This is a genomic window from Ammoniphilus soli (assembly GCF_040813775.1).
Window position 1 is genome coordinate 100,524 of the sequence record NZ_JBEGDL010000002.1, and the last position, 24,444, is coordinate 124,967.

Consider the following 24,444-nt stretch of genomic DNA (forward strand, 5'->3'; position numbering starts at 1 on the left):
GTGGAAAAATAAAGGAAAGAAGGTGGTCAGTCCCTGACCGCCTTTTTACTTTTCCGTATGACTGCAATAAGCAAGAGCAAAAGAGGAAGGACTGAATTGAATTTTTTGAATATTTTAAGTTGATGTGGGGGACAAAGCACGTTCCTCTTAGCTTGAAGGAAATCCGTTGTTCTCCATCTATAGCCGCAGCCCTGGATATCGCGCCGGATGAAAAGGTCTATGAGATTCTTCGCTTACGCTATTTTAAGGATGAAAACGAGCCTTCCGTACTTGAAAAGTCTTACCTAAAAGCGCAGCCTTTTCCTGACTTTCTTAGCCATAACTTCGAAGGTCGAGTGTTTGATCTACTGGCTGAGAAATATAATGTGCACATTAGCAAAACAAAAACCTTTATTGAGCCAGTACTGCTTTCTGCCTATGAAGCCCAAGTGCTGGAGGTAGTGGAAGGACAGCCTGCATTGAAATTGACCAAGCTGGGGATGGATACACAAGGCCGCCCGATTATTTTAAATAAGAGTATCTTCCGAGGAGACCGTTGCAAGCTTTTGTTTTATTCTGAGGATCGCTAAACATCCACTTAAGGGGGAAGAGGGATGAAGAAATATTGGTCAGGAGCTTTAGTGAGTTTGGGTTTGAGCTTAGCTGTTTTGGCGGGGTGCGGCTCGAGTGAAACGAGTGCGCCTCAGCCCCAGGATTCAGTCACTCCAAAGGCTCCCGCAGAGCAAAAGTCTGCGGGAGGCTGGGAGATACAAAGGCTATTGCTGGGTACCTCGAGTCAAGGCGGCACCTACTATGTCTGGGGTGGCGGCTGGGCCAAGATCATGAATGAGAGTGTAGCGAATACCGATATCTCCGTCGAGGTCACAGTCGGACCGAACACCAATATCCAGTTGATTCAAGAAGGACAGATGGAACTTGGATTTGCAACTACTTGGCTGGCAGGTGAAGCTTACAACGGGGTGGGATGGGCCGACAAAAAATATGATAAAATACGCGGATTGTTCCCCATGTACTCTAGTGTGCTTCATACCTACAGCTTAAAGGATGGTCCCGTAAAGACCATTCAGGACTTTTCCGGCAAGCATATCAGTGTCGGGGCACCAGGCAGCACCAGTGACGTAGCAGGCCGGGAAGTGTTGAATATTTTGGGTATCACCCCTTCTAAAATCAGCGGGTTGCCAACCAATACCGCGGTGGGGAACTTAAGAGACGGTACTGTGGATGCCGGCTTTGCGGTCACAGGAGTTCCAGGTCCTTTTATGCTGGATTTGGAGACAACCCACGAAGTTCAGCATATCGGGTTAACGGATGAAGAATTAAAGAAAATTACCGATAAGTTTCCATACTGGTTGACAGGCGTGATTCCGAAGGGAACGTATAAGCATCAGACAGAGGACACGAAAGTCGTAGAGTTTTGGAACTATGCCATTGGCTCGAGTGATTTATCAGAAGATTTTGTATATGAACTCGTAAAAACGACATTTGAGAAGCAGCAGGATTTACTGGCTGTCGACCCAAGCGCCAAACAAACTGTCATCGAAAATGTGACGAAGAGCAGTATCCCTTTGCATCCTGGTGCCGTCCGTTATTACAAGGAGCAGGGAATCGAGATTCCTGAAAACTTGCTTCTGCCTGAAATGAAGTAAGCAGATCGAACCAATAGCATCGGATAGAAAGGGGAGTCTACATGACAAAGACAAAAGAATTGGAGGTCTACACGGAATACTGTGAAATAAGTGACGAAGGAAGTACGGCACGACGTCTAACCGGATTTCAAGGGAGGGTGGTAACCGCGATTGCGGTTGCCATGTCTCTCTACCATATTTATGTATTGGGTTTTTTCCCAGTCACCCCTTGGATTCTCTACACGGTCCATTTGGGATTGGCCACCATATTGATTCTATTTCTTTACCCGGGGCGAAATAAGGAGAAAACCGCTTCAATTAAAACACTAGATTATATTCTAGCCTGTCTGATGCTCGTATCAGGAATCTATATCATCCTGGAAATGGAAGAGTTGATATATCGCGTGGGCATTTCCCCAACAGGTCCGGATTTACTCGTTGGCGTGATCTTGATCCTGCTTGTTTTGGAAACGACAAGAAGAACATCGGGCAAGACTCTTCCTGTCCTGGCCATTATTTTTCTTCTCTATGCCAAATACGGGAATTATTTGTCAGGAGCTATTGGTCACAGGGGATATAGCTGGGAGCGGCTCATTAGCTATACGACGGGTATGGATGCTATTTTCAGCGTTCCATTAGGGGCCTCGGCAAGCTTCGTATTCTTGTTTATCCTATTCAGTGCTTTTTTGAATGCCTCAGGTGCAGGAAAATTCTTCATTGATTTCTCCTTGGGAGCCACGGGAAGCGCCAGAGGGGGCCCGGCGAAGACAGCGGTTGTAGCCAGTGCCTTATTCGGGACGGTATCGGGTAATTCTACGGCCAATGTAGTTTCGACCGGCGCCTTTACGATCCCGCTGATGAAAAAAATCGGATACTCGCCCAGATTCTCCGGTGCAGTGGAATCAGTAGCGTCGACAGGGGGACAAATCATGCCTCCGATCTTAGGCTCTGCGGCCTTCATTATGGCCCAGCTGATTGGTGTTCCCTACATGGATATCGTAAAGGCTTCGATTATTCCAGCTTTGCTTTATTTTGCTGCGGTTTTTATAATGATTGACTTGGAAGCGGCAAGATTGGGTTTGAAGGGTCTACCGAAATCAAGCTTGCCCCAGCCGATTGAAGCGCTAAAGAAAAGTGGGCACTTGATGATCCCCTTGCTTGTCTTGATTTATGTGTTGGCGATCATGAATGCCAGCCCGATCAAGGCAGCCATCTGGGCCATTGCCACGACTTTGATCGTGTCCGCTTTTCGGAAAGAATCGCGGATGGGCTGGAAGGATATTCTGCAGAGTTTGTCTAAGGGGGCGGAATCCGCACTCGGGATGATAGCCGCGTGCGCGACAGCAGGAATTATTATAGGGGTCTTGAATCTTACGGGTTCTGGTTTGAAATTTGCAAGTGTGGTCATCTCCCTTTCGGGAGACTCGTTGCCAATCGCACTCGTACTGACCATGCTTGCCAGTATTATTTTGGGAATGGGTCTTCCCACGACAGCTGCTTATTTGATTACGGCGGCAGTTGTCGCTCCAGCTCTTGTGCAGATGGGGGTCTCCCCGATGGCAGCGCATATGTTTGTCTTCTTTTTTGCCTGCTTGTCTGCGATTACGCCGCCTGTAGCCTTGGCTGCCTTCGCGGGTGCGGGAATTGCCAAAGCCAAACCTATGGAAGTGGCTGTTACCTCAGTCAAGCTTGGGATCGTCGCCTTTATTGTTCCTTTCATGTTCGTCTATGGTCCTACCCTCTTATGGGAAGGAAGCATGCTTAAGATAATCCTGACGGCCATTACGGCCCTGATCGGTACCTATTCTTTAGCTTGCGCCATACAGGGATGGTTTTTTGGAGGAACAGCTAACCTCTTCTTGCGCTTGATTCTAGGCTTGTCTTCCTTAATGCTGATCAAGCCAGGATCCCTAACCGATTACCTGGGGATAGGTCTTTTGCTTGTCGCCATTGCTTTACGGGTCTTTATTTTCAAAAAGCAAACAGAAGTAACGACAGCTCATGACGCTCAGATGGAAAAAGCCACTTGAGGAGGTCTATCTTGAAGGATCAAAAGATGAAATTTGCCATTATCGGTGCCGGAAACGGCGGACAATCCATGGCTGCGCATATGACCCTTCTGGGTCATGAGGTAGGACTATATGATATTCAGGATTCGCTGATTGAGGCCATTAATAGGGCAGGTGGAATCCATGTCGAAGGGGTGTTGGAGGGCTTTGCCCCGCTTCGAGCTACAAGTAATCTGGCAGAAGCGGTAAAAGATGCGGATGCCATTATGATTACGACAACGGCAACTGCCCATAAGCCTGTTGCCCAGTCGATCGCTCCTTATCTTTTAGATGGACAGGTGATTTTAATATTCCCAGGTTATTGGGGAGCGATGGAATTCGTCAGTACATTTAAGGATTTGGGCATGACAAAAGATGTGGTCGTAGCTGAAACAGAATCGTTAATCTATACCTGCCGAGCAATTGCTCCGGGGCATGTCAACATTAGGAAGATTAAGGAAGGACTGGAGTTTGCTGCCCTCCCGTCTCATTATTCAGGTAGGGTGATGCAAACCTTAGGGGGCGTGTACCCCCAGCTTATGCCTGCTTCAAGTGTGATTCGTACGACCTTAAATAACGTGAACCCCGTATTCCACGTTCCTATTTTGTTGCTGAATACGGGTCGGGTTGAGTCGCCAGGAGACTTCTATTTCTATCCGGAGGGAGCTTCTAAGTCGGTCGTTCATGTGATTGAACAGCTGGATCAGGAGCGCATAAATCTTGGGAAAGCACTCGGTATCGAGTTGGACTCCTCGCTAGATCTCCTTCGAAGGTTTTATCAGGTCGAAGCCGATACACTTTATGAAGGATTTCAAAATAATCCGGCCTATAAGATAGGAAAAGCACCGACGACATTAAACTATCGCTATATTTATGAGGATATTCCTTATGGCCTCATTCCCATGTCTGCTCTTGGGAAGGCGCTTGAAGTGAAAACGCCTTGCATCGATTTGTTAATTGACTTAGCTTGCATGATAGTGAAGCAAAATTTAAGAAGTAAAGGAGCAGGCCTAAGGGAAATTGGTTTGGAGGGAATGACCCCTTCTGATATCAAGCAGTATTTAGCGTAGCATGAACTAAACCCTGAATTTCCAATCTATGGAGTTCAGGTTTTTTTCATTTTGCAGGCTTGTCGCTCCTACAGCATAAAGGATAATGAGAGCGGAAGAAGGAAATATAGACAATAGCGCCGTATTGATAAGTTATTTCTTGTTAGGAGGTAGGAGAATGGACTTTACGATATTTTCCATGACACATCTGGGTACGTTAGGACTCATTGTTTTTATTTCAGTCTTCATTTTCCGTTTTCGATATCAATTAGATGAACGGTTTCGCTACTTTTTGGGCTTCCTGATGTTGAGCTTGGAGCTGGGATATCATGCATGGGCAGTGTTGATGGGGCAGTGGAGCATAGCCTACAGCTTACCCTTTCAATTATGCAGCATGAGTATCATGCTTTGTCTTATTCTGATTTTTACGGAGGCCCGGTGGGCTTATGAAATTGTGTATTTTACGGGATTAGGCGGAGCGAGCATGGCTTTGATCACACCTGATTTATTTTATGACTTCCCGCATTTTCGCTTTTTTCACTTCTTTATCAACCATGCAGCGATCCTCTGGACGATTTTTTATTTCACCTGGACAAAGGGCTACCGGCCAACCTATCGCTCCCTTTGGAAAACAATAGGTTATTTAAATATCTATATGATTTTAATTTACGGCCTAAATATGCTAGTGGGCGGAAACTATCTATTTTTAATCGAAAAACCTGCAGCAGGAAGCTTATTGGATGTGATGGGCCCCCATCCTTGGTACATCTTGAGTTTGGAGGGGGTTACGATTCTATTGTTTCACCTTCTCTATTTGCCCCATCCCAGGAGAAAGGCCTAGACAGTTCAGTTATGCCACTATAGTGCTTGTTTTAATGGAGATCTATTCTTGAGGGGCATCCGTATTGTTGCTCCTTATTTATTTTTGGTTGTTAAAGTATTAGGCAGCTTACTGCAACATTTATATACAATAGCTACATATTCGTGATACAAAGGGCTTTTATATGGTAGGAAATGGTGGTGGAATGGTTTAGTGTTTTATCAGATAATGTTAGATATGCAATTTATCAATGCAAATAGAAGTTCAGAGGTGCAAAAGTGTTATGAGTAACGCTTTTAATATTCAGAAATTAAAAGAAAAATGGCCTGTTTTTAGGATTATTTTGATCTATTTACTTCTTGCTGGAATATGGATCATTCTATCGGATAGGATCTTGTTTACTTTAGTTAAAGACCTTGAAAAATTTTATAAAGTTGGTGTGATTAAAGGTTTACTATTTATTATTGTAACGGCTTGGATACTTTACTCTCTTATTGCCCGTCACATCAACGAACTCAAACGAGTAGAGGTATCTTTAATAGAAGCTGAAACTAAGTACCGCAGCTTGGTAGAAGAAGCATTGGTTGGCGTATATTTATATCAAGATGGTCGGTTCTCTTATGTAAACCCCCGTTATGCCCAAATCTTTGGCTATACACAAGAGGAAATATTAAAAACCGATATTATGAATTTAGTGTATCCAGAAGATAGACCTCTTCTATCTGAAAATATACGCAAACGCATTTCTGGTGAAATCAAAAACCAACGTTACTGTTACCGGGGAATCATGAAAAATAATAGTGTGATTGACTTGGAAGTCCATGGGACGGTAACCATTTACAATGGAAAGCCTGCCATCATTGGTACACTCCTTGACATAACCGAACGGATAAAGACTGAAGAACTGTTGCGAAAATCAGATAAGCTTGCAGTTGTAGGTGAGTTAGCAGCAGGTGTTGCCCATGAGATCAGAAATCCATTAACTTCCCTAAAAGGCTTTGTTCAATTACTACAAACGAAAGATCATGAAAATCAAAGGTATTACGATATCATGCTATCCGAATTAAATCGAATCAATTTTATTGTTAGTGAATTTTTGCTCCTTGCAAAGCCACAGGTCGCTAAGTTCCAGCGTAAAGATCTTAGTATCATATTACAAAATGTCATTGGATTGCTTGAATCCCAAGCCATTTTAAACAATGTTCAAATCTCGATTGATTTTCAATCCTCCATTCCCATGATTGAGTGTGAAGAGAATCAGATAAAACAAGTGTTTATCAACATACTCAAAAATGCTATTGAAGCAACACCAAATGAGGGTACTATTCTAATCAGAGTTCAAATGCAAGGACATGACAGCGTTTTGGTCCAATTCATTGATCAAGGATATGGAATTCCTGCGGAACGTAAGATAAAGCTAGGTGAACCCTTTTATACTACAAAAGAAAAGGGAACAGGTTTAGGATTAATGGTTAGCTATAAAATTATTGAATCCCATCAAGGGCAAATAAACATAAAAAGTGAAGAAAATGAAGGAACAACCGTTGATATCATTTTACCTATAAAAATCAATCATTAGCATTTAGCATATAGACTTAACGGTACGAAATTATCTAAATGAATATTATTTGGTGGAAAACAAAAGTAATCTAAAAATTCAGATATCTAAACTCTATGCTTTTCAAGTTAGTTACTAATTTAATGTAGATGCAGGAAAAGCACCTTTACCTTTTTCCGCGGTAAGGTGCTTTATTATGGTGATTTTTCTGTTGCGGTCTCAAATAACATAATAGATAAACTACTTCTCTGTATATAATAATATATTTTTTATCCAAAATAAAAGATTCTTATTTAAATCACCATTCCAGCGCTCGAAAGGAAACTACGATTGATACAGCTAGAGATTACATTTCATGTTTCTCCCGCTATGACAATGCATGCAACCTTTTTAAAAGCTTGTGCGTCAATTCCTCTGTAAGAAAAAACAAAGGTGAGGAATAGGAGTGAAAAGATGAACAAGAAAGCAAGAACAGCATTGATCATCGCAACTTTGGCAACAGGTTCATTATGGATGGGGAATACAGTAATGGCATCAAGTGCAGCATCAGCAGCCCCGCTTGAAAGATCTGAACAAGCTGTTCAACGGGATGATTCATCAGATTACATAAAATTTTCTGGGGTGATTTCAGAAATAAAACAGAATGATCAATCGCTAACGCTCATAGTTGAAAATGAGGAAAATTCTCTGCAAATGATTTTTCCTATATCCGATGAGGTGCTCTTATTAAATAGCAGCACAACTGAAAAGCTTGAAAAGCATTCGATGGAAAAAGGACTACAAGTAGATGTTTATTATGATAAAACCAAACCGATGCCTTTGATCTATCCAGCAACCATTTCGCCAGAAGTGATCATAGCTAAAGACAAAGATATGGGTCTAGTGAAGGTTTCAAAGTTTGATGAGCAATTCCAAAGTCTTGATCATGAACTCAAACTTAATATTTCTGAGGATACAGTTCTCCTAAATAAGCAGGGGGAACAAATAAATAAAGAAGATTTGCATGGGAAGGAATTGATCGTATTTTATACTTTTACTAAGAAAAGCATTCCAGCCCAAACCACACCTAAGAAAATTATCGCTTTAAACAACGAATATGAGCTGCCAATGAAAGTAGAACAGCTTATTAATGAGGACCATTATATGAAAGAAGGAACAAAGATGATTCCGATTCGAAAAGTGGCAGAGTACTTAGGGTATAGCGTTGAATGGAATCAAGAATCGCTAAGCATATTCCTTAGGAAACAAAACCAATCGTTTACCATCGCCATTGGTGAGAACGCCTATGGTTATAATCGCAGTATAAGATATTTTGATGTTGCACCCGAGATGATAAATGGGAGATCCTACATACCTGTTGAGTTCGTTAAGATGTTGTCGATAAATTAAATTTTCATAGGGAGGGGTGGCTTAGGTGCTACTCCTCTTTTTGCTATAATTATTTAAGGAGGGACACTTAGGGGGAATAGATATCGGCTTCAATCTTAAATTTCGTATTTCCATCCATAATCTGAGTTTAACCCCATGCTGCTGTTTTATTGCTTGACTTTATGGTAATGAGGGTCAGAAGATCCTGTCAGATCTCAATTTTGTACCCGCAAGCACCAAAATTGAAACCCCATTAAAGGATGTACCCATCGAATTTGTAGACCCGGCGATCGTTCTGGCTGAACAAGAAAAATGAAAAGTTTGCGGGAATCCAAAAGTAAAAAAATCGACAGGCACCTGTCGATTTTTCTTTTCTCCTTTCCGTATTAATGCAATCCTTCAATTTCAGCGTCAATTTGTTTAATCCGTTGGTTGAGTGCAATCAGTTCTTTGGGCGTGCTATCTCCCCATTCTGAGGGGGGTGATTCCTTGAGAAGGGCAGAACGTTTTTCCATCAAATGCTTTTTCTCAGTCAGCAATATTTCTGAATCACGTTGTATATTTTCCATAATATTATTATTGTCGGTTTGGAATGGAATAATCATTTGCAATAAGAATTCGAGCTTGATGGGAATCATCAGGGGACTTCCTGAAACGGGACTCCCTTTATTTCGCGCAAAAAGTAGCATCCATTACGGTTAACCGCTTAGGGGCACAACCCTCACTTCCTTATAGAAGAGAAGCGGAAAAATTAACCTAATAAATTTATGGGAAACCTCGTGGCTAGATCCTTTGGGTTGTTGGTTCCGTGAAAGATGAAATCCGAAATGCAAAAAGTCAATCCCTCAAATAATATGGGACTGATTTTTTATTTAAGAAAGAAAAATATAAAAGAGGTCTAATATCCGTTTTTTAAATTAACCCTTCCTTCTAATGGGTCACCAGCCAAATACTTGCGAAGATTCTCGAGAAAAAAACGACAAACATCCTCAGGGATACTCGGACCTGATAGATGAGGAGTAACGTAAACATTAGGGGTGTCCCAAAATGCATGAGATTCAACTAACGGTTCTTGCTCGAAAACGTCAAGTACGGCTGCGCGTAGATGACCATCCCTTAACACGTCAAGAAGGTCCTGCTCCTGAATTAGTTGCCCTCTGCCCACGTTAACCAGGCAAGCATCCGATTTCATCCCAAGCAATAGATCGCGGTTAATGATTCCCTTCGTTTGTGCTGTCAAGGGGAGGGTGAGAATCAAATAATCTAATTCTTTTACGAATGCTTTCCATTCGCTTGAATTGAAATGACAATCAACTAGATCCGCTGATTTCCCCGTGTAGCTTAGACCATATATTTTCATATCAAAGGCTCGTGCTTTTCGGATAATGTCCTGGCCAATCGATCCAATACCGGCTATACCGATCGTCTTATTCTTCAAAAAATCAGTAAGAAACGGCGCCCATGCGTGCTGCTCTTGGGAACGGATGAGCCGAGGCATGTCTTTGGCCAAGTAAAGGAGGTAAGAGAAGACATACTCTGAAATCGCGCTTCCAAATTGTCCAACGATTCTCGTTAATTGTATATTTTCTGGTAGATTAGAAAAAGTGACCCAATCATTGACTCCTGCTCCCATCGATTGGATCCATTTAAGCGAAGAGGGGATCTCCAACTCGTGGATAGGGAACTTCCAGCAGAGCAATACCTCTGTATCCTCTAATAAGCGGCCTGCTTTATCAGCAGTAGAGGCCGCGTGGACGGATAGATACCCACTTTTTCTAATAAAGTCGGCATAGATTTCTGATTCACCTGGATCTGGTGAATAAACTAGTATTTTAGGCTTAGATAATAGCATGCGGATGCCTTCCTCCATGATCGTTTTTATGTGTCATCATTATACCTGATTTAAGCAACAACGAACAAAAAATGAAATAGATGCTAAAAAGGAGCATTCAGATCATATCTGAATACTCCTTTTTTCGATTTTTATAATACAAAGATTAATGTGTAATCACATGCTCTAGCTGTTTGACTAGGCTCCGAAGTTCCTTTTCTTTTTCTAAATAGGCTAGAAGGGACAGAATGAGTGAACGTTTTGTAGTGATAGGGGGACCTGCTGCCAAAAAAAGTATGGAAAATAATAGAAATTCATCGTACAATCAGCAAGTAGGCCATTATTCTATGGAGGGATCAATCATGTTTCTATCAATTGATGGATTTGTGAAGACTTGGGAGTTTGAAAGTGCTGCTACTCAGAAAATGATGGATCGATTAACGGATGCTTCACTTCATCAAGCGGTCAAACCCAATGACCGCACCTTAGGCGGCCTCGCTTGGCACATTGTGGGAGCTATTCAAAGTATTATGGGCCAAACCGGTTTAGATTTTGAGGCTCCGGCTGTGGGTGCACCTGTCCCTGGTGCGCGAGAGGTTGCGGATGCCTACCGCAAGACAAGCGGAGCATTCATTCAAGCGCTCCAAAACCAATGGACAGACCAAAATCTAATGGAAACGTGTAACATGTTTGGTCAGTTTGAATGGCCAAAAGGGCAGGCTCTTGCTACTTTGGTGAATCACCAGATCCATCACCGCGGTCAAATGACCGTCCTCATGCGTCAAGCAGATTTGATTGTCCCAGGAGTATATGGTCCAGCCAAAGAAGAATGGAGTCAGCTTGGCATGGATGCTCCGGAGGTTGTGTACCCATATGGCTCGCCTTCGGATGCATTGTGAAATGGGATGGCAACGTAACATAGGAGATTACCCAAAAATTCGGTCTATTCCGGACGAGATTTTCCAACTATTCTATTCGCTCCACCTCATATGAACTGTCTAATAGCAGAACGTATCAGTGATCAGATCCGTTTTCGCCAACCTCCGCAAATGAAAGCTGCGCATCCTTCAATTGAGGAAAAATCATTTTGATTGTGGTTCCTTTTCCTAGTTTACTTTGGACAGCGATTCTTCCGCCCATGGACTTTATAATGCTGAACGCGACCATTGTCCCGAGTCCCGTACCTTTTTCCTTAGTTGAATAATATGGATTGCCTAATCTTTTCACTTGTGCAGTAAATTTTTCTTGATCGTTTCTATGAAATAAGCGGTCATCCACATGCCTATCAACTGAATGGTAATATACAAGAAACTAAATCCCAGATAATCAGGAGATATTTCGAAAGAACCATCTTGCTGCGTAAGGAACCCCGAACAGAATCAAAAGGGGGAATAAACAAAGGGAACCCAAGAGTGTGATGAAGAAGCCCCAGGTTAAATGGCCCGTTGCACCTCCTGTACAGATGGCTAGGATGATCAGCGCTAATGTATCGGTAAGGATCGTTCCGCCGACTGCCGTTGTGACTGCTTTATTTTTTGATATGCCTAATCGACTCGCAATGGGATAACCAAGCAGGGTGTGGGATCCGAGAATAGAGCCGAGCAAAATGGAGGCAGTCATACTGTAATCCTGCGACAATCCTATCCCTGTGCCTATCAAGAGAGGGAAGACTAAAGACATGAAGCCAAACCAGATACTCTGGCTGTGATATCTTTTGAATCCATCGATGTCCATCTCTACGCCGGCAAGAAAAATGATAAAGAGAAGCCCAACGGTTCCAAGCAGTTCAATCGTTTGGCCCCGCTGAAGAATCCCAAACCCGTGCGGACCTATAAGGATCCCGGCAAGAATGGGCCCAATAATCCCAGGTATTCTAAGAAGCCTCATAAGCATAGGGGTAAAAAGGAAGATCGACATGGCTAAAGCAAAAACCATGACAGGATGCTCTAGCGGCAGTTCAAACATCGCATAAACCCCTTTCATGTATCAATTGTTTTACATAAGTTCATTTTATTTGAAAGTTCCTGTATTTATCACCCAATGGTGATATTGGATATATTTTCGTCTTTCCCGCTGAACATAGATCTGGACTCGACTATAAATCCGTCAACTTATTGAATCTTGGTAAACATCATCGTATATGATAAGTTAGTCTCATTAGTTTTCATTTCATTGAAAAAGAAACGGTGAACCAATGGATAGAGCAATCGAATTGCAAGTACATGATACAAACGTACAAAAATTAGCCCAAGCTGATCCAAGATTAGGGAAACTTATCCCTATCATTGGAGATATAACCATCCTTTTAAGGGATAATTCCTTCAAGGCTCTAACTAAGTCCATAATAGGACAGCAACTTTCCGTAAAAGCGGCAGGGACGATTTACGACAGAGTCGAAGCGCTTTGCCATGATATAACTCCGGAATCGATTTTATCCATTGAAGACACGGAACTTAGGAAGGCAGGAGTATCCATGCCGAAAATAACTTATTTAAAGGACCTGTCTGAAAAAGTATTGTCAAAAGAAATGGATTTCCACGGCTTAAGGCAATTCGGAAATGATACCGTCATCATCCTTTTAACCCATATTAAAGGCATTGGAAAATGGACGGCTGAAATGTTCTTAATTTTTACCTTAGGACGAATGGATGTTCTTTCGCTGGGGGATGTCGGGCTGCAGCGCTCAGCAAAATGGCTATACAACCTTGGTAAAAACGAGGATGGAAAAAAGTGTTTAAAGGAAAAATCATCCCTCTGGTTCCCATATCATACCATTGCTTCCCTGTACTTATGGGAAGCGGTCAATAAGGGGTATGTCGACTCATTCGGGTCATTGGAAGAGTTAGAATTGCATAAGGCGGCCTCCGGACCTCCCCGGACTTAGCTAGGCAATGAACGCAGGCTCTTGGAGTTCATTCAAAACGGTGTGCCTAAAGCGTTTGTTTGTGATCTCATACGAGCCCAAGCAACTCAAGGCTGGATTTTGGGTAAAGTATTTGAAAGGATTGGAATCAGCCTCAAGGAGTTTCCTCCAAGAGGCTTTTTGTCTCTTATTAATTCCTCTTAAAATCCTTAATCACCTCATTCAGCCGATCCGGATAGTTGGTAAACATCCCGTTTACGCCCCATTCCAGCAAACGCCTCATATCTTCCTTTTCATTGACAGTATAGGGATGAATCGTCAAGCCAAGCTCTCTTACCTTTTGGACGTATTCCTTATCGATGGACTTAAAGCTCGGTCCAACGCCAATCGCGTAATTTTTTACTTCTGCCAATTCTTCATCCGTATCGGCAAACGCGTAGCCCAACTGATTTTAAGAATGCCCTAAGATTAGTCCCAAAATAGGGTCAACAGGCGGATGGTATATGGAAGGAGTTCTCATCTATAGTAAGTCTTACATACTAAATTTATCCTTAACCAATAATTTATCATTTCATGGGGACAAATTTACGTTTTTAGGTTCTTGATCTCTATTGGATAATCATTTTTCTAAACAGGTAGAAAATCTATTTAATATTTACAAACGTTTAATATCAAATCTACACTCTCCATTTATGATAGTTATTGTGTTGAAGAATGATAAAGGAGTGTGACCATGCGAAACCGAAATTATAGGAAGATTCTTAGTTCACTAGTCATTAGTGGGTTAGTGGTATCGAATTTTACTAGCGTTTACCCCATTCGTGTACAGGCCGAAGAAACGGGGATCGTGGCGGAAGATCTATTCATTTCCGAATACATAGAGGGTGGCTCCTATAATAAGGCGATTGAATTATTTAATGGAACAGGACAGACGGTAGATTTATCACAGTACAGCTTAGAGTTGTATTCGAATGGGGCTGAAACAGCATCCAGCACCGTAACTCTATCAGGTACTCTTGCCAATGGGGATGTATTGGTTTTAGCCCATTCTAGTGCCATTGAAGCTATCAAAGTACAAGCCGATCTCCTAAATGGATCCGTCATTAATTTTAATGGCAACGATGCAATTGTTCTAAAAAAGAATGGCATCATTATTGATAGTTTTGGACAAGTAGGGGGTGACCCGGGTACAAGTTGGGGATCAGGTGATCATACGACTGTCGACCATACTTTAGTGAGAAAAGAAACCATTAGCTCAGGGGATGGAATGGCCAATGATAGCTTTGATCCAACTTTAGAATGGGTTTCTTATCCGAAAGACTCCATTTTTGATCTAGGAAAGCACACATTCAATGGAGTTGAAGTCGATCCAGGAACCGATCCAGGAACGGACCCAGGTACTGGGGTAATATCGATTGCAGATGCCAAGTTATTGAGTGGACAAAACGTTACGATCGAAGGGGTTGTCACAGCTGACAATTCGGCTATCGGCGGCGGAAAGCTATCCACTTTTATACAAGACGGTTCGGCTGGAATCAATGTGTTTGAAATGGATCCTTCCGTCTTTCCAGAATTGAAGGAAGGATATCGAGTCAAAATTACGGGTTCTATCACATCTTATAGAAGTTTGACAGAAATTAAACCGACTCAGATTGAGGTTCTAGAGGTGAATGTCGAACTCCCAGAGCCTAAAGCTATGACTATAGCTGACCTTCAAAGCAGCGCCACAGCGGAACCCCATGAAGGCCAACTGGTTAAGGTAACTGGATTTATTGAAAGCATACCCTCCACACCTGCGGGCGGTGGATATAATATCAGTTTGATCGATGAAAACTTCCAATCTACCACGTTGCGCGTGATGGAAGGTTCATTGGATGTGGCACAATTACAATCTGGGAAATGGTATGAAGTAAAGGCTATCTTAAGCCAATACAACGAATACCAGCTCCTGCCGCGCAAGGCGGAAGACTTGCAATTGATAGAGCCGCAACCGGAAGCTCCGCAATCTTCCGGAGAATTTGACTCAACGATCGCAAGTGTAGTCGATGGAGATACCGTACATCTGACGACACCGGTTCTTGGATCTACGAAAGTTCGTTTTGTAAACATAGATACGCCAGAAACGTATCATCAGATTGTCACGGAATCAGATCAAAACCAAAAAGAATATGGAGAGGCAGCAAAAGCGTATCTGAACTCGCTTTTGCAAGCGGGCGATGAAGTAAGGATTATCATTGGCGAGGAAGCGAAAGACGACTATGGCCGTCTCTTGGCGCAAATCGTTCGTAAATCAGATGATGTCAACATCAACCTGGAAATGGTAAAACAAGGCTATGCTGCTACCTACTTCATTTGGCCTATCGGAGATACGGGCACGTATGAACAATTTCAAGCGGCGGTAAAAGAAGCCAAAGAGGAAGGCCGCGGAATCTGGGATCCGGCTAATCCGTTAATGGAGCTGCCTTTTGCATTCCGGGCGAGAGAGCAAGGAAAAGGATTTGCTCGCTACGTAGGAGATTATGCAACCAAAACCTATGTTTCTCCTGATCTTTGGGCAGATGTGCCTGTTGAAAACCGTGTGTTCTTTGCCAGTGTTCAAGAAGCCGAGAGCAGTGGCTACCGGAAAGCTGAAGCCCAAGATGGAACCGTATCGGTTCAATTACTGACTGTGAATGATTTGCACGGCAAAATCGATGTAACGGGAACCGTAAATGGAGTGGATTATGGACGAGCGGATTATTTAGCAGCCTATTTGCGAGCTCGGGAAGCAGCCAATCCCAACACGCTAATCGTTCATTCCGGAGATATGATTGGTGGAAGCTCTCCAGTTTCTGCATTAGTTCAAGATGAGCCGACGGTCGAAATCATGGAATCCATCGGATTTGATGTAGGGACGGTAGGAAACCATGAATTCGATGAAGGGACGGAAGAACTCCTCCGTATGATTAAAGGTGGAGATCATCCGAACGGAACCCAAGGTTACGATGGAATGAATTTCCATAACGTTGCAGCTAACATAGAATACAAAGCCACTGGTGAACTAGTTTTGGATCCTTATGCCATTCAAGAAGTTGCTGGACAAAAAATCGGATTCATAGGGGTAGCTACCGTTGAAACGCCCAATATGGTCATGGCAACGGGCATTCAGGATATTCGCTTCACCGACGAGGCGACAGCCGTCAATAAATATACAGAAGAATTGAAAGCTCAAGGTGTGGAAGCGATCGTGGTGTTAGCTCATGTGCCTGGGAATCAAAGCGGAGATGCGGCAACAGGCGAAATCGCTCATTTAGCAACAAGTATCGATGATGAGGTCGATGTGATTGTAGCCGCTCATAATCATGTGAAAGTTGATGCCGTAGTGGATAACAAGCTCATTGTACAGGCTTGGGAATATGGAAAAAGCTTCGCAGACATTGATTTGGAAATCGATCCGAATACAGGTGACATTGTTGAAAAAACAGCAGAAATCGTCGATGTCGTTCAACAAGGCATTACGCCTGACGCGAAGGTTGGTGCGATTTTAGCTAAGTATAAAGAAATGGTCGGTCCAACTTTGAACCAGGTAGTGGGAGTAGCTGCGATTCCTATGGAGGGGGGCTATGCCAAAAAAGGGATCATAGGAGACAATGTGCTTGGAAACCTGATTGCTGACGGAATGAATGCTCAGATGCAATCCGACTTCGCCTTAATGAATGGTGGCGGAATCCGTGACGTTCTGGAACAAGGGGATATCACCTGGGAGGAATTGTTTAACATTCAACCATTTAATAACACACTTGTCACGGTAACGATCACAGGGGCAGAGCTTGAACCGATCTTAAATGCCCAATTTTCATCCTATGGCCCGGACGTGTCGATCGGCGGTTTCTCTTATACATGGGACAGTTCTACGAATAAAGTGGTCAATATCTATCTTGCAGATGGAACACTGATTGATAAAAATGCTACCTATACGCTTACTGTGAACAACTATATGTATGAACATGCGTCAGATAAGTATAAAGTGCGCCAGTATGGCGAAAACCCCGTACAAGGCCCTGAAGACCTCGCCGCAACCGTTCAATTTGTGAAAAGCTTTAATGGTCCCATTACGTATGCTGCAGAGGGAAGAATTTCGGAAGACTACCAGGCCCCAATAGTAAAAGATGTTGTTCTGCCGGAACCAGACTTTAGAGATGGCGCTTACTTACATGAAGTAACCTTTGCCCTAGAGGCCACAGATGCGGGTATTGGTGTATCGCGCATAGAGTATAGCTTAGATCACGGTGCCACATGGATTCCGTATAAAGACAGTATTACGGTGAAGAAAGAGGGAATAAACAGAATTCAATACCGGGCTGTCGATAAGGTTCATAACGTATCAGACGCTAAGACAGTCGAGATAACGATTCAATCGGCAACAATAGAAAATACCCTGAAGCTAGTGGAGGCGGCAAATGCCAATCAGGGTATGAAGACATCCCTTATTGCCCATTTAAACAAAGTAAAGAAGGATTTTGACAAAGAAAAGGATCATCAGGAAGAGGAAGCATACGAAACCCTTCGGAAATTGAGTACCCAGATTAAGCAATACCAAAATGATCAAATGAGTGAAGTAGATAAAAAAGAAATAACTGCCATGCTTGATTTTATCGTTGAGTACAAAACGAGATTATAATTTAAGCGGAAGGCTGACTCAGGGTGGAGTCAGCCTTTTTGAAATGGACCGTATATTCTCAAGTGATTCTAATGAATATATCAAAAAAAGAGATGATCTCTGATAGTTTTCTATCGGATATCATCTCTTTTCCTTTTTGTACGTTTGCGCGGATTAACTCTATTAACCATAGCAATTTTGTAAGCGTTTCATAGAATATAATACAAATTCTATTAATTTGTTTTTCATATTAATAGGAAAGGAAGGGACTCTTATGGGCAAAGAATCAAAATATCTGGATTCCAGAACACTTAAGGCGATTAAAAAATGGGTATCGTATGTAGAAAAGCATCAATACGTAAAAAACGCCGAATCCAAAGCGAGAAAAAAACTTAAACTACATCATCAATATATGAATGCCGGAAAGAACAGGATCGTATACGATATAGAAAAATCCTCCGTTTTAAAAATCGGAATATCCGAAAAGGGATTGGAAGATAACAAGCGTGAAATAAAAACGTACAAGTCAGCCCCAAAATCATTGCGCAAGCATTTAGCTAAGATTAGGGACCATGGTGATGGCTGGGTGGTCATGGAGAAAATTGAGGAGAAAGTACCTGAAACCAAAAAGTATGAAAAAAAAGTGATCAAGCTGCATAAGAAATTTAGGAAAAAGGGACTGGAGCCCAGTGATATCATCAAAGAGAAGAAAAGAAAAAAAGCGAAATGGAAGAACATTGGCTTAAAGAGAGGAAAGATTGTAGTAATTGATTATGGTAATTTTAGAAAATAGTCTAAGTGTAACAAGGCAACACCAAGCCTCTTCGCTAAACATTAGTTCTGGCCTATATGTCAGACCTGCCATTAACTTCAGGCCAAATTACCTCAAAAATGCCAATGATGTGATGGCGGTGTGACTTTATCTTTGTTCATTGAAATGAATCAAAAATAATTTCAATTTACGTGATAATAATTATCAGTATTGGGTATAATTAGATTAGAGATGAAAAAGACAACCCATCGTGGAGTTGCCGGTCGTAAATCATTAAATCTTTGGTTCAAAGGTTTTGCAGTCTGTTTCTGAAGAGCTTCTAGCATGCTCACCAGTCCGATTTACCACGTAAATGGAAAAGCATTGCATAGATTGCCAGCAGCCCAGTGTGTACAGCTATTTACTTCACATTTCACATCTTTTGCCATTTTTCTCACCTCCTATATGCTAGGATAGACAGATATAGCGGTAACTAACCATTATTTTTTATGAACTCTAAAAAATCAGTTCAATAGGGAGTGATTATTAGTTAGATGACAGACCCATTTCAAGCAGAATCTTTTTATTTCTTCATGTTCATTTCTTCACAAAAGTTGGGTATCTTATTATAATGGAAGTGTAAGCCAAATGCTCAATGTGGAGGAGAGGAATATGGCAAAGTATACTTGGGTGGATAAGGAAACGTGCATTGCTTGTGGCGCTTGCGGGGCAACAGCACCTGACATCTATGATTATGACGATGAGGGCTTAGCTTATGTGACCTTGGACGACAACCATGGTATCGCTGAAGTGCCTGATATTCTATACGATGACATGAATGATGCAGCGGAAGGATGTCCTACGGATTCGATTAAAATTCAAGATGAACCCTTTAATAAATAAGAAAAAAAATCAAAGGAGCGAAACATTCGCTCCTTTGATTTTTGGGTAGGAGAATCGGACGGAGTTGGTCGTATTCGGATTAGCGGATCTATTTATTTGTTTTATCTCGCTTTTCACGCTATAAAACATAGAAAGGAACAGCTCCATATCAACTCCAAAGAATCCAGGATTCAAAAGGTCTTTTTCTGCGGGGATTTTTAATGAATATTCTAAATCCAAAAGTGGCCATATTTTTCCTGACTTTTCTGCCTCAATTCGTAAATTATAAGACAAATGTACCTTTGCAGATGTGCATTTTGGGTCTGATTTTTATTATTATGACGGCGATCATATTTGGTGTGTTGGGATATTTTTCAAGAATTTTTCGTGATCGGCTTTTGCATAAACTTTACAGTGAATATATGAACATCACAGCGGCAGGCATCTTTCTTGCATTGGGAGTAAAACTCATCACGACAAAAATATAACGAGCTTGTTAAGCGTATTGGTTTTGGGAAAACCATATAGGAGAAAGTAACTTAAAACGAGAGGAGGTTGATATTCAATGAGCGGCAATTCTTGGGAAGTTGAGTCTTATCAGCAAGGAAAATGGAGGATCAGTGTTCGAAGTAACCCGGAAAACGATAGATTAGATGAAGGAGACTTTCCTGAAGGGCATAGTGCATCAGTTGCTGGAGTAAGAGGCCAGGCTATTCCCTTGAGAGAACCAAGTGAACAGGATGAAAAATAATAATCAAGTGTCTAAGAAACTGCGTCATATGGCGCAGTTTTTTTCCGTTCCTGGCCACCCTTTTGCATTGGTGAGTGGGGTGAAGGGGCTACCGTTGCGTGCTCCTTCCCAAGCCTTCGTTGATCGATTCGCCAAGCATTACACTCATGGCAATTATGTTCATTGCTTTATTCATTGCAGTCGTGCCTCCTCTTTTTCTGAATGCGAATTGGGGAGAGTGGATTTACCGTGGATTAGCCGTTCTCGTTGAGGGTGCCCTAGTGCCTTAGTCATTTCAACACCTGTATCCATCGTGACTGCCATTGGCAACGCGGAAAAGAATGGGATGCTAATCTAAGGTGGTGTCCATTGAATTAATGACAAAGGGGAAACCGAAAAATTGGTTTGTTGGCAGTCTGATTGTCATGGTATGGATCCTAGTTTTAGGATGGATATCGCTTGCTGCATCCCGATATTTGTTTAGCTGACAGGATTCGAAAGTTGGGGACGGCTAGGGATGGAACGTACAGTGATCCTAACCAAGAGGATAATGGAGAATTCGGGAGAATTAATTAAAGTATTCAACATGCCATTAATTAGTGTTAAACTTGCTAAGGCAGAAATATAGAACAAAAACAGGACTTAATTCTTTCTCTAAGATCATCGAGGAGTATGTGCAAATCATATGAATTCTAACCCGAATATTCACCCTGAATGTGCAGAGGCAATTGCTCGACTCATTCAATTGAAGGACCCTAAATTTCCTGATTTCGTTGCCCTTAAGACTTATGGAAATGATAAGTATTCGAATATGGGGTGGGAGGAACTCCAACGATATATCAATGAAGAGACCGTGATTGTAGTTGAACAATTCGATGACGAAGCTAACATTTTATCTGCGCTTCGCTGGTTTGCTCGAGGTTTACCTGTATCACTGGCCATTCGCAAGGTTCGTGCTGATCATTCCCTTTATCGCTATAAGAAACCAAATAGAGAGTAGGAGCTTACATATGGCGCTTTTTACATTCGAAGAGTTCTGAAAAAAACGAGCTGATTTCAAGCTCGTTTTATTTTAGTTGTAAACATTTACCTCAACTTCAATATCATAATCCGCACAGAAATCAATTAGCTTAATTTCCTTTATGTTAATGGTGACATCAGGCAGTTTGTCCCAAATTACCTTTAAACTTGGTATTTTGATATTAAGATCTTTTTCAATGTTTAATCTTTCTTTAGATCCCTTAATTTTAAAGTACATTGTATCCGTCTTTTTAAAATTTCTGCAATCACCGAATGTATGATCAATGTTAATAACCGTATCTTGATCAAATTTTTTTGAGATATCAGGTGCAAACCCATCTGCTTCCTTATCTCCCAAGGCCGCCACTAATACAAATTTTACTTCGCTATCCTTCAGAACTTTTATTGTCCCTTTTATGTGTACCGTCATACAAATCGCCATGTAGAAACACCTCCAGTATGTAATTATTTCCAATGTGAGTTTCTTCATTCGAAAGTTGTCCATTTATGGTGATTTCGTGGCGATGAAATGCTTAACGGATGAGAGGATATTTTATGATCTCGTGCCAAAAATAAGTAAAGCAATATTTATCATGTTATGGGAGGATTAATGGAAACCGTTTGGCAAACCTCACTTAGAACTTTAATCGGATTTTTTATCCTTTTGCTCTTAACACGTGTACTAGGAAAGAAACAATTAAGTCAAATGACAATTTTTACTTATATCACTGGGATTGCTCTCGGAAACATTGCAGGGGATATGGTGGTACACCGGGATATTAAATTAATTGATGGAGTGACAGGACTGACACTTTGGGCGCTCTTAACACTAGGCATTGAACAATTAAGCCTGAAGTCGTCCAAAGCAAGAGTATTATTAGATGGGGAACCAACAATTGTTATCAAAAATGGAAAAATTCTCGAAAAAGCAATGGCTTCAAATAAATTAAATATGGATGATCTAAGCATGCTTCTTCGGGATAAAAACGTTTTTTCCGTACGAGAGGTCGAATATGCTATCTTAGAGCCCAATGGGAAGATAAGTGTCCTTAAAAAGCAGGAGGAAGAAAATGTAACGAAAAAGGATTTGCAAATCCCGTTAAATCAACGTCTATATATTCCAACGGAACTTGTTGTTGATGGTAAGATTGTAACTAGAAATCTTAAAGAATTAAGTTTAAGTCAAGATTGGCTGGAAAATCAACTCAAGTTATCGGGAGTACAATCAGTTGAGGAAGTTTTTTTTGCTGAGCTGCAGAGTGATGGAAGTGTATATGTGGATAGGAAGACAGACCAACCGCTTAACTTGTTCAACTAATATGTGCCAGACATTGGTAGCTTAAACAGACCGCCGATTTACTCGGACGGTCTGCATTTTTTTAACCGGAAAAATTCGTTTTCAATTCCCGTATTCTCTTCAATAACTTTAAGTACTTGGCATCGAGATCTTTAAACTGGTCGGTTGCCGGATCCACTAAGCATAATTGGCCTAAGATGGCCGTCATCTCTGTTTCTAATCGCAAAAGCTCTTCCTTCACTCCTTGGTGCTTTAGATGCGGGTTCTGCTTTTTATGGATCTCATATTGTTCAAGATTCATTTCTAAGCGCTTGATCGTCTGGTTTTCGATGACAAGCAATTTGTCGCACACTTGATTAAGAAAATAATAGTCATGGGAAACGAGCAGGATGGAGCCCGGAAAATCCATGAGTGTCTCTTGCAGCTGTTCGCGACTGGGAAGATCCAGATGATTGGTCGGTTCATCCAAGATTAAAAGATCATGTTTTGAGAGCAGCATGGCCGTCAATTTAAGTCGAATGCGTTCCCCAAAACTGAAGGCCTGGATGGGTTGACCCAGCTTTTCGGCTTTTAGTCCCATTCTAGCCAGCAGGGTTCTCGCATGGAAAATGTCCTCCCGATGAGACAGGCCTAAAACTTCCATCGCAGTCTGTGACGCTGTCATGTCTGTAGCATCTTGGCTTAAAAAAGCAAGCCTGGCGGAATCACTTTTCCAAAGCTTCCCGTCAGAGATGGGTTCCTGTCCCAAAAGCATCCGAAGGAAAGTGGTTTTGCCTGTCCCGTTCGGCCCGATGAGGCCAATACGTTCTCCATAATTGATATAGAAGCTGCTGTCCCTAAAGAGGGTTCTCGGACCGAAGCTTTTGGTCAAATTACGAGCTTCTATCACTCGTTTCCCACGCTTTTCTCCCGCTTCAAAGTGAAAGTGAAGGGCGCTGTCGTGGATCGGCTTTTCAACTTTGTTTTTTTCCAGCTCCATGTTTAGTCGTTTTAGTTTGGATTTGATCGCTTTATCTCTTTTTTTAGCTTTGACTCCATGGTATTCCTTAAATCCTTCTTGATCTCGCATCGTTCGGTGCGCTTTATTGGCCCATTGCTGCAATTGTGCGATTTGTCCTTCCACCCGGGCTCTGTACTTCTGTTGAACTTCATACTGGTGCTGCTGCTCTTGCACCCGCTTTTTCTTTTCAATCCGATAAGCGGAGTAGTTCCCCTTGTATCTTGTCAGTTGTCCGCTTGCCAGCTCAAATATTTCGGTCACGGTTTGATCCAGGAAATAGCGGTCATGAGAGATGAGGATGACTGCCCCTTTGAAATCCTCGAGCTGCTTCACTAGCCAGTTTACCCCTTGAACATCCAAATGATTGGTTGGTTCATCCAGCAAGAGCACATCTGGCTTGGAGGACCAGATATGGGATAGGGCAATCTTTAGTTTTTCCCCTTCGCTAACATGATCGAGTCGTTCAGGTACCCAAGCATGAACCTTCTGTAAGCCGAGCTCGCTTGCCGACTCTAGAAAATCGGAAGACAGGTACCCCTGTTCAAAATCCTGGACAGTATAGTTAACCGACTGAAGCAAATACCCAATTCTCAAAGAAGAAGTCGGAGATTTACTGATTGTTCCTTGATCTGGCATCAACTTTCCGAAGATCAGGTTGGCTAACGTTGTTTTTCCGGATCCATTGCCTCCAACGAGGCCAATTCGATCCTGCTGCTGAATATCAAAGGAAACCTCCTTTAAGACAGTTTGATCCCCGAAGCTTTTCGATAGATTTTTTGCCTGTATAAGCATAAAAAAACCTCCTAGTTAACCTAGAGAGGCGGATTTCCCAGTATGTAGACACAATCCAAATAAGCAAATAACCGTTCATGGCGATGAACAGCAATTTTACGCAAATAGGGATGTATGAAATAAAGGGCATACTAATCCAATTTCTCTAGGTTTGAATTTTGAATTCATAAA

General features: G+C 42.0%; 23 protein-coding genes and 2 pseudogenes. 17 read left to right on the forward strand and 8 right to left on the reverse strand.

The annotated features are described in order from the left end of the window. The first annotated feature begins 122 nt into the window (after positions 1-122). From ABLT31_RS05160 to ABLT31_RS05190, 7 genes are all read left to right on the forward strand, one after another. Entirely contained in the window at positions 123-569 is a 447-nt protein-coding gene (locus tag ABLT31_RS05160; RefSeq protein ID WP_367749446.1) for a GntR family transcriptional regulator, read from the forward strand. A gap of 24 nt (positions 570-593) precedes the next feature. Beyond that, positions 594-1,646 (forward strand): TAXI family TRAP transporter solute-binding subunit, encoded by a 1,053-nt coding sequence (locus ABLT31_RS05165; RefSeq protein WP_367749447.1) that lies wholly within the window; start codon positions 594-596, stop codon positions 1,644-1,646. Between the two features lie 41 nt (positions 1,647-1,687). Next, complete coding sequence (locus tag ABLT31_RS05170; protein WP_367749448.1) at positions 1,688-3,655, forward strand: TRAP transporter permease; 1,968 nt, start codon at positions 1,688-1,690, stop codon at positions 3,653-3,655. 11 nt (positions 3,656-3,666) lie between these two features. After that, the gene (locus tag ABLT31_RS05175; RefSeq protein WP_367749449.1) at positions 3,667-4,743 is read left to right on the forward strand and encodes an NAD/NADP octopine/nopaline dehydrogenase family protein; all 1,077 of its coding nucleotides are present in this window, start codon (positions 3,667-3,669) and stop codon (positions 4,741-4,743) included. Positions 4,744-4,900: 157 nt separating this feature from the next. Then, entirely contained in the window at positions 4,901-5,563 is a 663-nt protein-coding gene (locus ABLT31_RS05180; protein ID WP_367749450.1) for a YwaF family protein, read from the forward strand. Between the two features lie 262 nt (positions 5,564-5,825). Beyond that, positions 5,826-7,121: an ATP-binding protein gene (locus tag ABLT31_RS05185; RefSeq protein WP_367749451.1), complete on the forward strand. Its 1,296-nt coding sequence runs from the start codon at positions 5,826-5,828 to the stop codon at positions 7,119-7,121. Between the two features lie 432 nt (positions 7,122-7,553). Next, positions 7,554-8,489, forward strand: coding sequence for a stalk domain-containing protein (locus ABLT31_RS05190; RefSeq protein WP_367749452.1), 936 nt, complete (start codon positions 7,554-7,556; stop codon positions 8,487-8,489). 365 nt (positions 8,490-8,854) lie between these two features. Here ABLT31_RS05190 and ABLT31_RS05195 read toward each other — a convergent pair whose 3' ends face one another. Continuing rightward, positions 8,855-9,106, reverse strand: a complete 252-nt coding sequence (locus ABLT31_RS05195) for a hypothetical protein (protein ID WP_367749453.1) — start codon at positions 9,104-9,106, stop codon at positions 8,855-8,857. Positions 9,107-9,366: 260 nt separating this feature from the next. Next, positions 9,367-10,338, reverse strand: a complete 972-nt coding sequence (locus tag ABLT31_RS05200; RefSeq protein ID WP_367749454.1) for a D-2-hydroxyacid dehydrogenase — start codon at positions 10,336-10,338, stop codon at positions 9,367-9,369. 323 nt (positions 10,339-10,661) lie between these two features. Between ABLT31_RS05200 and ABLT31_RS05205 the strand changes: the two genes are divergently transcribed. Next, positions 10,662-11,198, forward strand: a complete 537-nt coding sequence (locus ABLT31_RS05205) for a DinB family protein (RefSeq protein ID WP_367750216.1) — start codon at positions 10,662-10,664, stop codon at positions 11,196-11,198. Between the two features lie 115 nt (positions 11,199-11,313). Here the strand turns inward: ABLT31_RS05205 and ABLT31_RS05210 are convergent, their stop codons facing one another. Further along, on the reverse strand, positions 11,314-11,577 hold the full coding sequence (locus tag ABLT31_RS05210) for an ATP-binding protein (protein ID WP_367749455.1): 264 nt from the start codon (positions 11,575-11,577) through the stop codon (positions 11,314-11,316). A gap of 48 nt (positions 11,578-11,625) precedes the next feature. Then, the gene (locus tag ABLT31_RS05215) at positions 11,626-12,264 is read right to left on the reverse strand and encodes a cation:proton antiporter (RefSeq protein WP_367749456.1); all 639 of its coding nucleotides are present in this window, start codon (positions 12,262-12,264) and stop codon (positions 11,626-11,628) included. A gap of 229 nt (positions 12,265-12,493) precedes the next feature. Between ABLT31_RS05215 and ABLT31_RS05220 the strand changes: the two genes are divergently transcribed. Further along, entirely contained in the window at positions 12,494-13,183 is a 690-nt protein-coding gene (locus tag ABLT31_RS05220; RefSeq protein ID WP_367749457.1) for a DNA-3-methyladenine glycosylase family protein, read from the forward strand. Between the two features lie 169 nt (positions 13,184-13,352). On the opposite strand, the gene ABLT31_RS05225 is transcribed toward ABLT31_RS05220, so the two are convergent. Further along, entirely contained in the window at positions 13,353-13,607 is a 255-nt protein-coding gene (locus ABLT31_RS05225) for a glycerophosphodiester phosphodiesterase family protein (RefSeq protein WP_367749458.1), read from the reverse strand. A gap of 288 nt (positions 13,608-13,895) precedes the next feature. On the opposite strand from ABLT31_RS05225, the gene ABLT31_RS05230 reads away from it, so the two are divergent. Both ABLT31_RS05230 and ABLT31_RS05235 read left to right on the forward strand, forming a co-directional pair. Continuing rightward, positions 13,896-17,822 carry a 5'-nucleotidase C-terminal domain-containing protein gene (locus tag ABLT31_RS05230; protein WP_367749459.1) on the forward strand — a complete coding sequence of 1,309 codons (3,927 nt, stop codon included), beginning with the start codon at positions 13,896-13,898 and terminating at the stop codon, positions 17,820-17,822. Between the two features lie 253 nt (positions 17,823-18,075). Continuing rightward, positions 18,076-18,594, forward strand: a complete 519-nt coding sequence (locus ABLT31_RS05235; protein WP_367749460.1) for a hypothetical protein — start codon at positions 18,076-18,078, stop codon at positions 18,592-18,594. 252 nt (positions 18,595-18,846) lie between these two features. On the opposite strand, the pseudogene ABLT31_RS05240 reads toward ABLT31_RS05235, so the two are convergent. After that, positions 18,847-19,001: pseudogene (locus ABLT31_RS05240) on the reverse strand (DUF1540 domain-containing protein). Between the two features lie 223 nt (positions 19,002-19,224). Here ABLT31_RS05240 and ABLT31_RS05245 point away from each other — a divergent pair. The 5 genes and pseudogenes from ABLT31_RS05245 (at position 19,225) to ABLT31_RS05265 (ending at position 21,164) form a co-directional block, all read left to right on the forward strand. Continuing rightward, entirely contained in the window at positions 19,225-19,455 is a 231-nt protein-coding gene (locus tag ABLT31_RS05245; protein ID WP_367749461.1) for a ferredoxin, read from the forward strand. Between the two features lie 200 nt (positions 19,456-19,655). Beyond that, positions 19,656-19,922, forward strand: coding sequence for a LysE family translocator (locus tag ABLT31_RS05250; RefSeq protein ID WP_367749462.1), 267 nt, complete (start codon positions 19,656-19,658; stop codon positions 19,920-19,922). A 77-nt stretch (positions 19,923-19,999) separates the two neighbouring features. Then, the gene (locus ABLT31_RS05255; protein WP_367749463.1) at positions 20,000-20,185 is read left to right on the forward strand and encodes a hypothetical protein; all 186 of its coding nucleotides are present in this window, start codon (positions 20,000-20,002) and stop codon (positions 20,183-20,185) included. Positions 20,186-20,282: 97 nt separating this feature from the next. Continuing rightward, positions 20,283-20,519, forward strand: a pseudogene (locus tag ABLT31_RS05260) (P-type ATPase actuator domain-containing protein); the annotation flags it as partial. Between the two features lie 330 nt (positions 20,520-20,849). After that, positions 20,850-21,164: a hypothetical protein gene (locus tag ABLT31_RS05265; RefSeq protein ID WP_367749464.1), complete on the forward strand. Its 315-nt coding sequence runs from the start codon at positions 20,850-20,852 to the stop codon at positions 21,162-21,164. Between the two features lie 72 nt (positions 21,165-21,236). Here ABLT31_RS05265 and ABLT31_RS05270 read toward each other — a convergent pair whose 3' ends face one another. Further along, on the reverse strand, positions 21,237-21,626 hold the full coding sequence (locus tag ABLT31_RS05270) for a hypothetical protein (RefSeq protein WP_367749465.1): 390 nt from the start codon (positions 21,624-21,626) through the stop codon (positions 21,237-21,239). 168 nt (positions 21,627-21,794) lie between these two features. Here ABLT31_RS05270 and ABLT31_RS05275 point away from each other — a divergent pair, with 168 nt between their 5' ends. Continuing rightward, positions 21,795-22,502 carry a YetF domain-containing protein gene (locus ABLT31_RS05275; protein WP_367749466.1) on the forward strand — a complete coding sequence of 236 codons (708 nt, stop codon included), beginning with the start codon at positions 21,795-21,797 and terminating at the stop codon, positions 22,500-22,502. Positions 22,503-22,563: 61 nt separating this feature from the next. Here the strand turns inward: ABLT31_RS05275 and abc-f are convergent, their stop codons facing one another. Next, the gene (abc-f, locus tag ABLT31_RS05280; protein ID WP_367749467.1) at positions 22,564-24,273 is read right to left on the reverse strand and encodes a ribosomal protection-like ABC-F family protein; all 1,710 of its coding nucleotides are present in this window, start codon (positions 24,271-24,273) and stop codon (positions 22,564-22,566) included. Between the last annotated feature and the right edge of the window lie 171 nt (positions 24,274-24,444).

Coding starts and splice junctions, on each gene's coding strand:
- ABLT31_RS05230 (WP_367749459.1), top strand. CDS start 13,896: ATGCGAAACCGAAATTATAGGAAGATTCTTAGTTCACTAGTCATTAGT.
- ABLT31_RS05200 (WP_367749454.1), bottom strand. CDS start 10,338: ATGGAGGAAGGCATCCGCATGCTATTATCTAAGCCTAAAATACTAGTT.
- ABLT31_RS05250 (WP_367749462.1), top strand. CDS start 19,656: ATGAATATTCTAAATCCAAAAGTGGCCATATTTTTCCTGACTTTTCTG.
- ABLT31_RS05185 (WP_367749451.1), top strand. CDS start 5,826: ATGAGTAACGCTTTTAATATTCAGAAATTAAAAGAAAAATGGCCTGTT.
- ABLT31_RS05160 (WP_367749446.1), top strand. CDS start 123: ATGTGGGGGACAAAGCACGTTCCTCTTAGCTTGAAGGAAATCCGTTGT.
- ABLT31_RS05270 (WP_367749465.1), bottom strand. CDS start 21,626: ATGGCGATTTGTATGACGGTACACATAAAAGGGACAATAAAAGTTCTG.
- ABLT31_RS05180 (WP_367749450.1), top strand. CDS start 4,901: ATGGACTTTACGATATTTTCCATGACACATCTGGGTACGTTAGGACTC.
- ABLT31_RS05220 (WP_367749457.1), top strand. CDS start 12,494: ATGGATAGAGCAATCGAATTGCAAGTACATGATACAAACGTACAAAAA.
- abc-f (WP_367749467.1), bottom strand. CDS start 24,273: ATGCTTATACAGGCAAAAAATCTATCGAAAAGCTTCGGGGATCAAACT.
- ABLT31_RS05275 (WP_367749466.1), top strand. CDS start 21,795: ATGGAAACCGTTTGGCAAACCTCACTTAGAACTTTAATCGGATTTTTT.
- ABLT31_RS05235 (WP_367749460.1), top strand. CDS start 18,076: ATGGGCAAAGAATCAAAATATCTGGATTCCAGAACACTTAAGGCGATT.
- ABLT31_RS05215 (WP_367749456.1), bottom strand. CDS start 12,264: ATGTTTGAACTGCCGCTAGAGCATCCTGTCATGGTTTTTGCTTTAGCC.
- ABLT31_RS05170 (WP_367749448.1), top strand. CDS start 1,688: ATGACAAAGACAAAAGAATTGGAGGTCTACACGGAATACTGTGAAATA.
- ABLT31_RS05195 (WP_367749453.1), bottom strand. CDS start 9,106: ATGATTCCCATCAAGCTCGAATTCTTATTGCAAATGATTATTCCATTC.
- ABLT31_RS05245 (WP_367749461.1), top strand. CDS start 19,225: ATGGCAAAGTATACTTGGGTGGATAAGGAAACGTGCATTGCTTGTGGC.
- ABLT31_RS05165 (WP_367749447.1), top strand. CDS start 594: ATGAAGAAATATTGGTCAGGAGCTTTAGTGAGTTTGGGTTTGAGCTTA.
- ABLT31_RS05265 (WP_367749464.1), top strand. CDS start 20,850: ATGAATTCTAACCCGAATATTCACCCTGAATGTGCAGAGGCAATTGCT.
- ABLT31_RS05255 (WP_367749463.1), top strand. CDS start 20,000: ATGAGCGGCAATTCTTGGGAAGTTGAGTCTTATCAGCAAGGAAAATGG.
- ABLT31_RS05190 (WP_367749452.1), top strand. CDS start 7,554: ATGAACAAGAAAGCAAGAACAGCATTGATCATCGCAACTTTGGCAACA.
- ABLT31_RS05205 (WP_367750216.1), top strand. CDS start 10,662: ATGTTTCTATCAATTGATGGATTTGTGAAGACTTGGGAGTTTGAAAGT.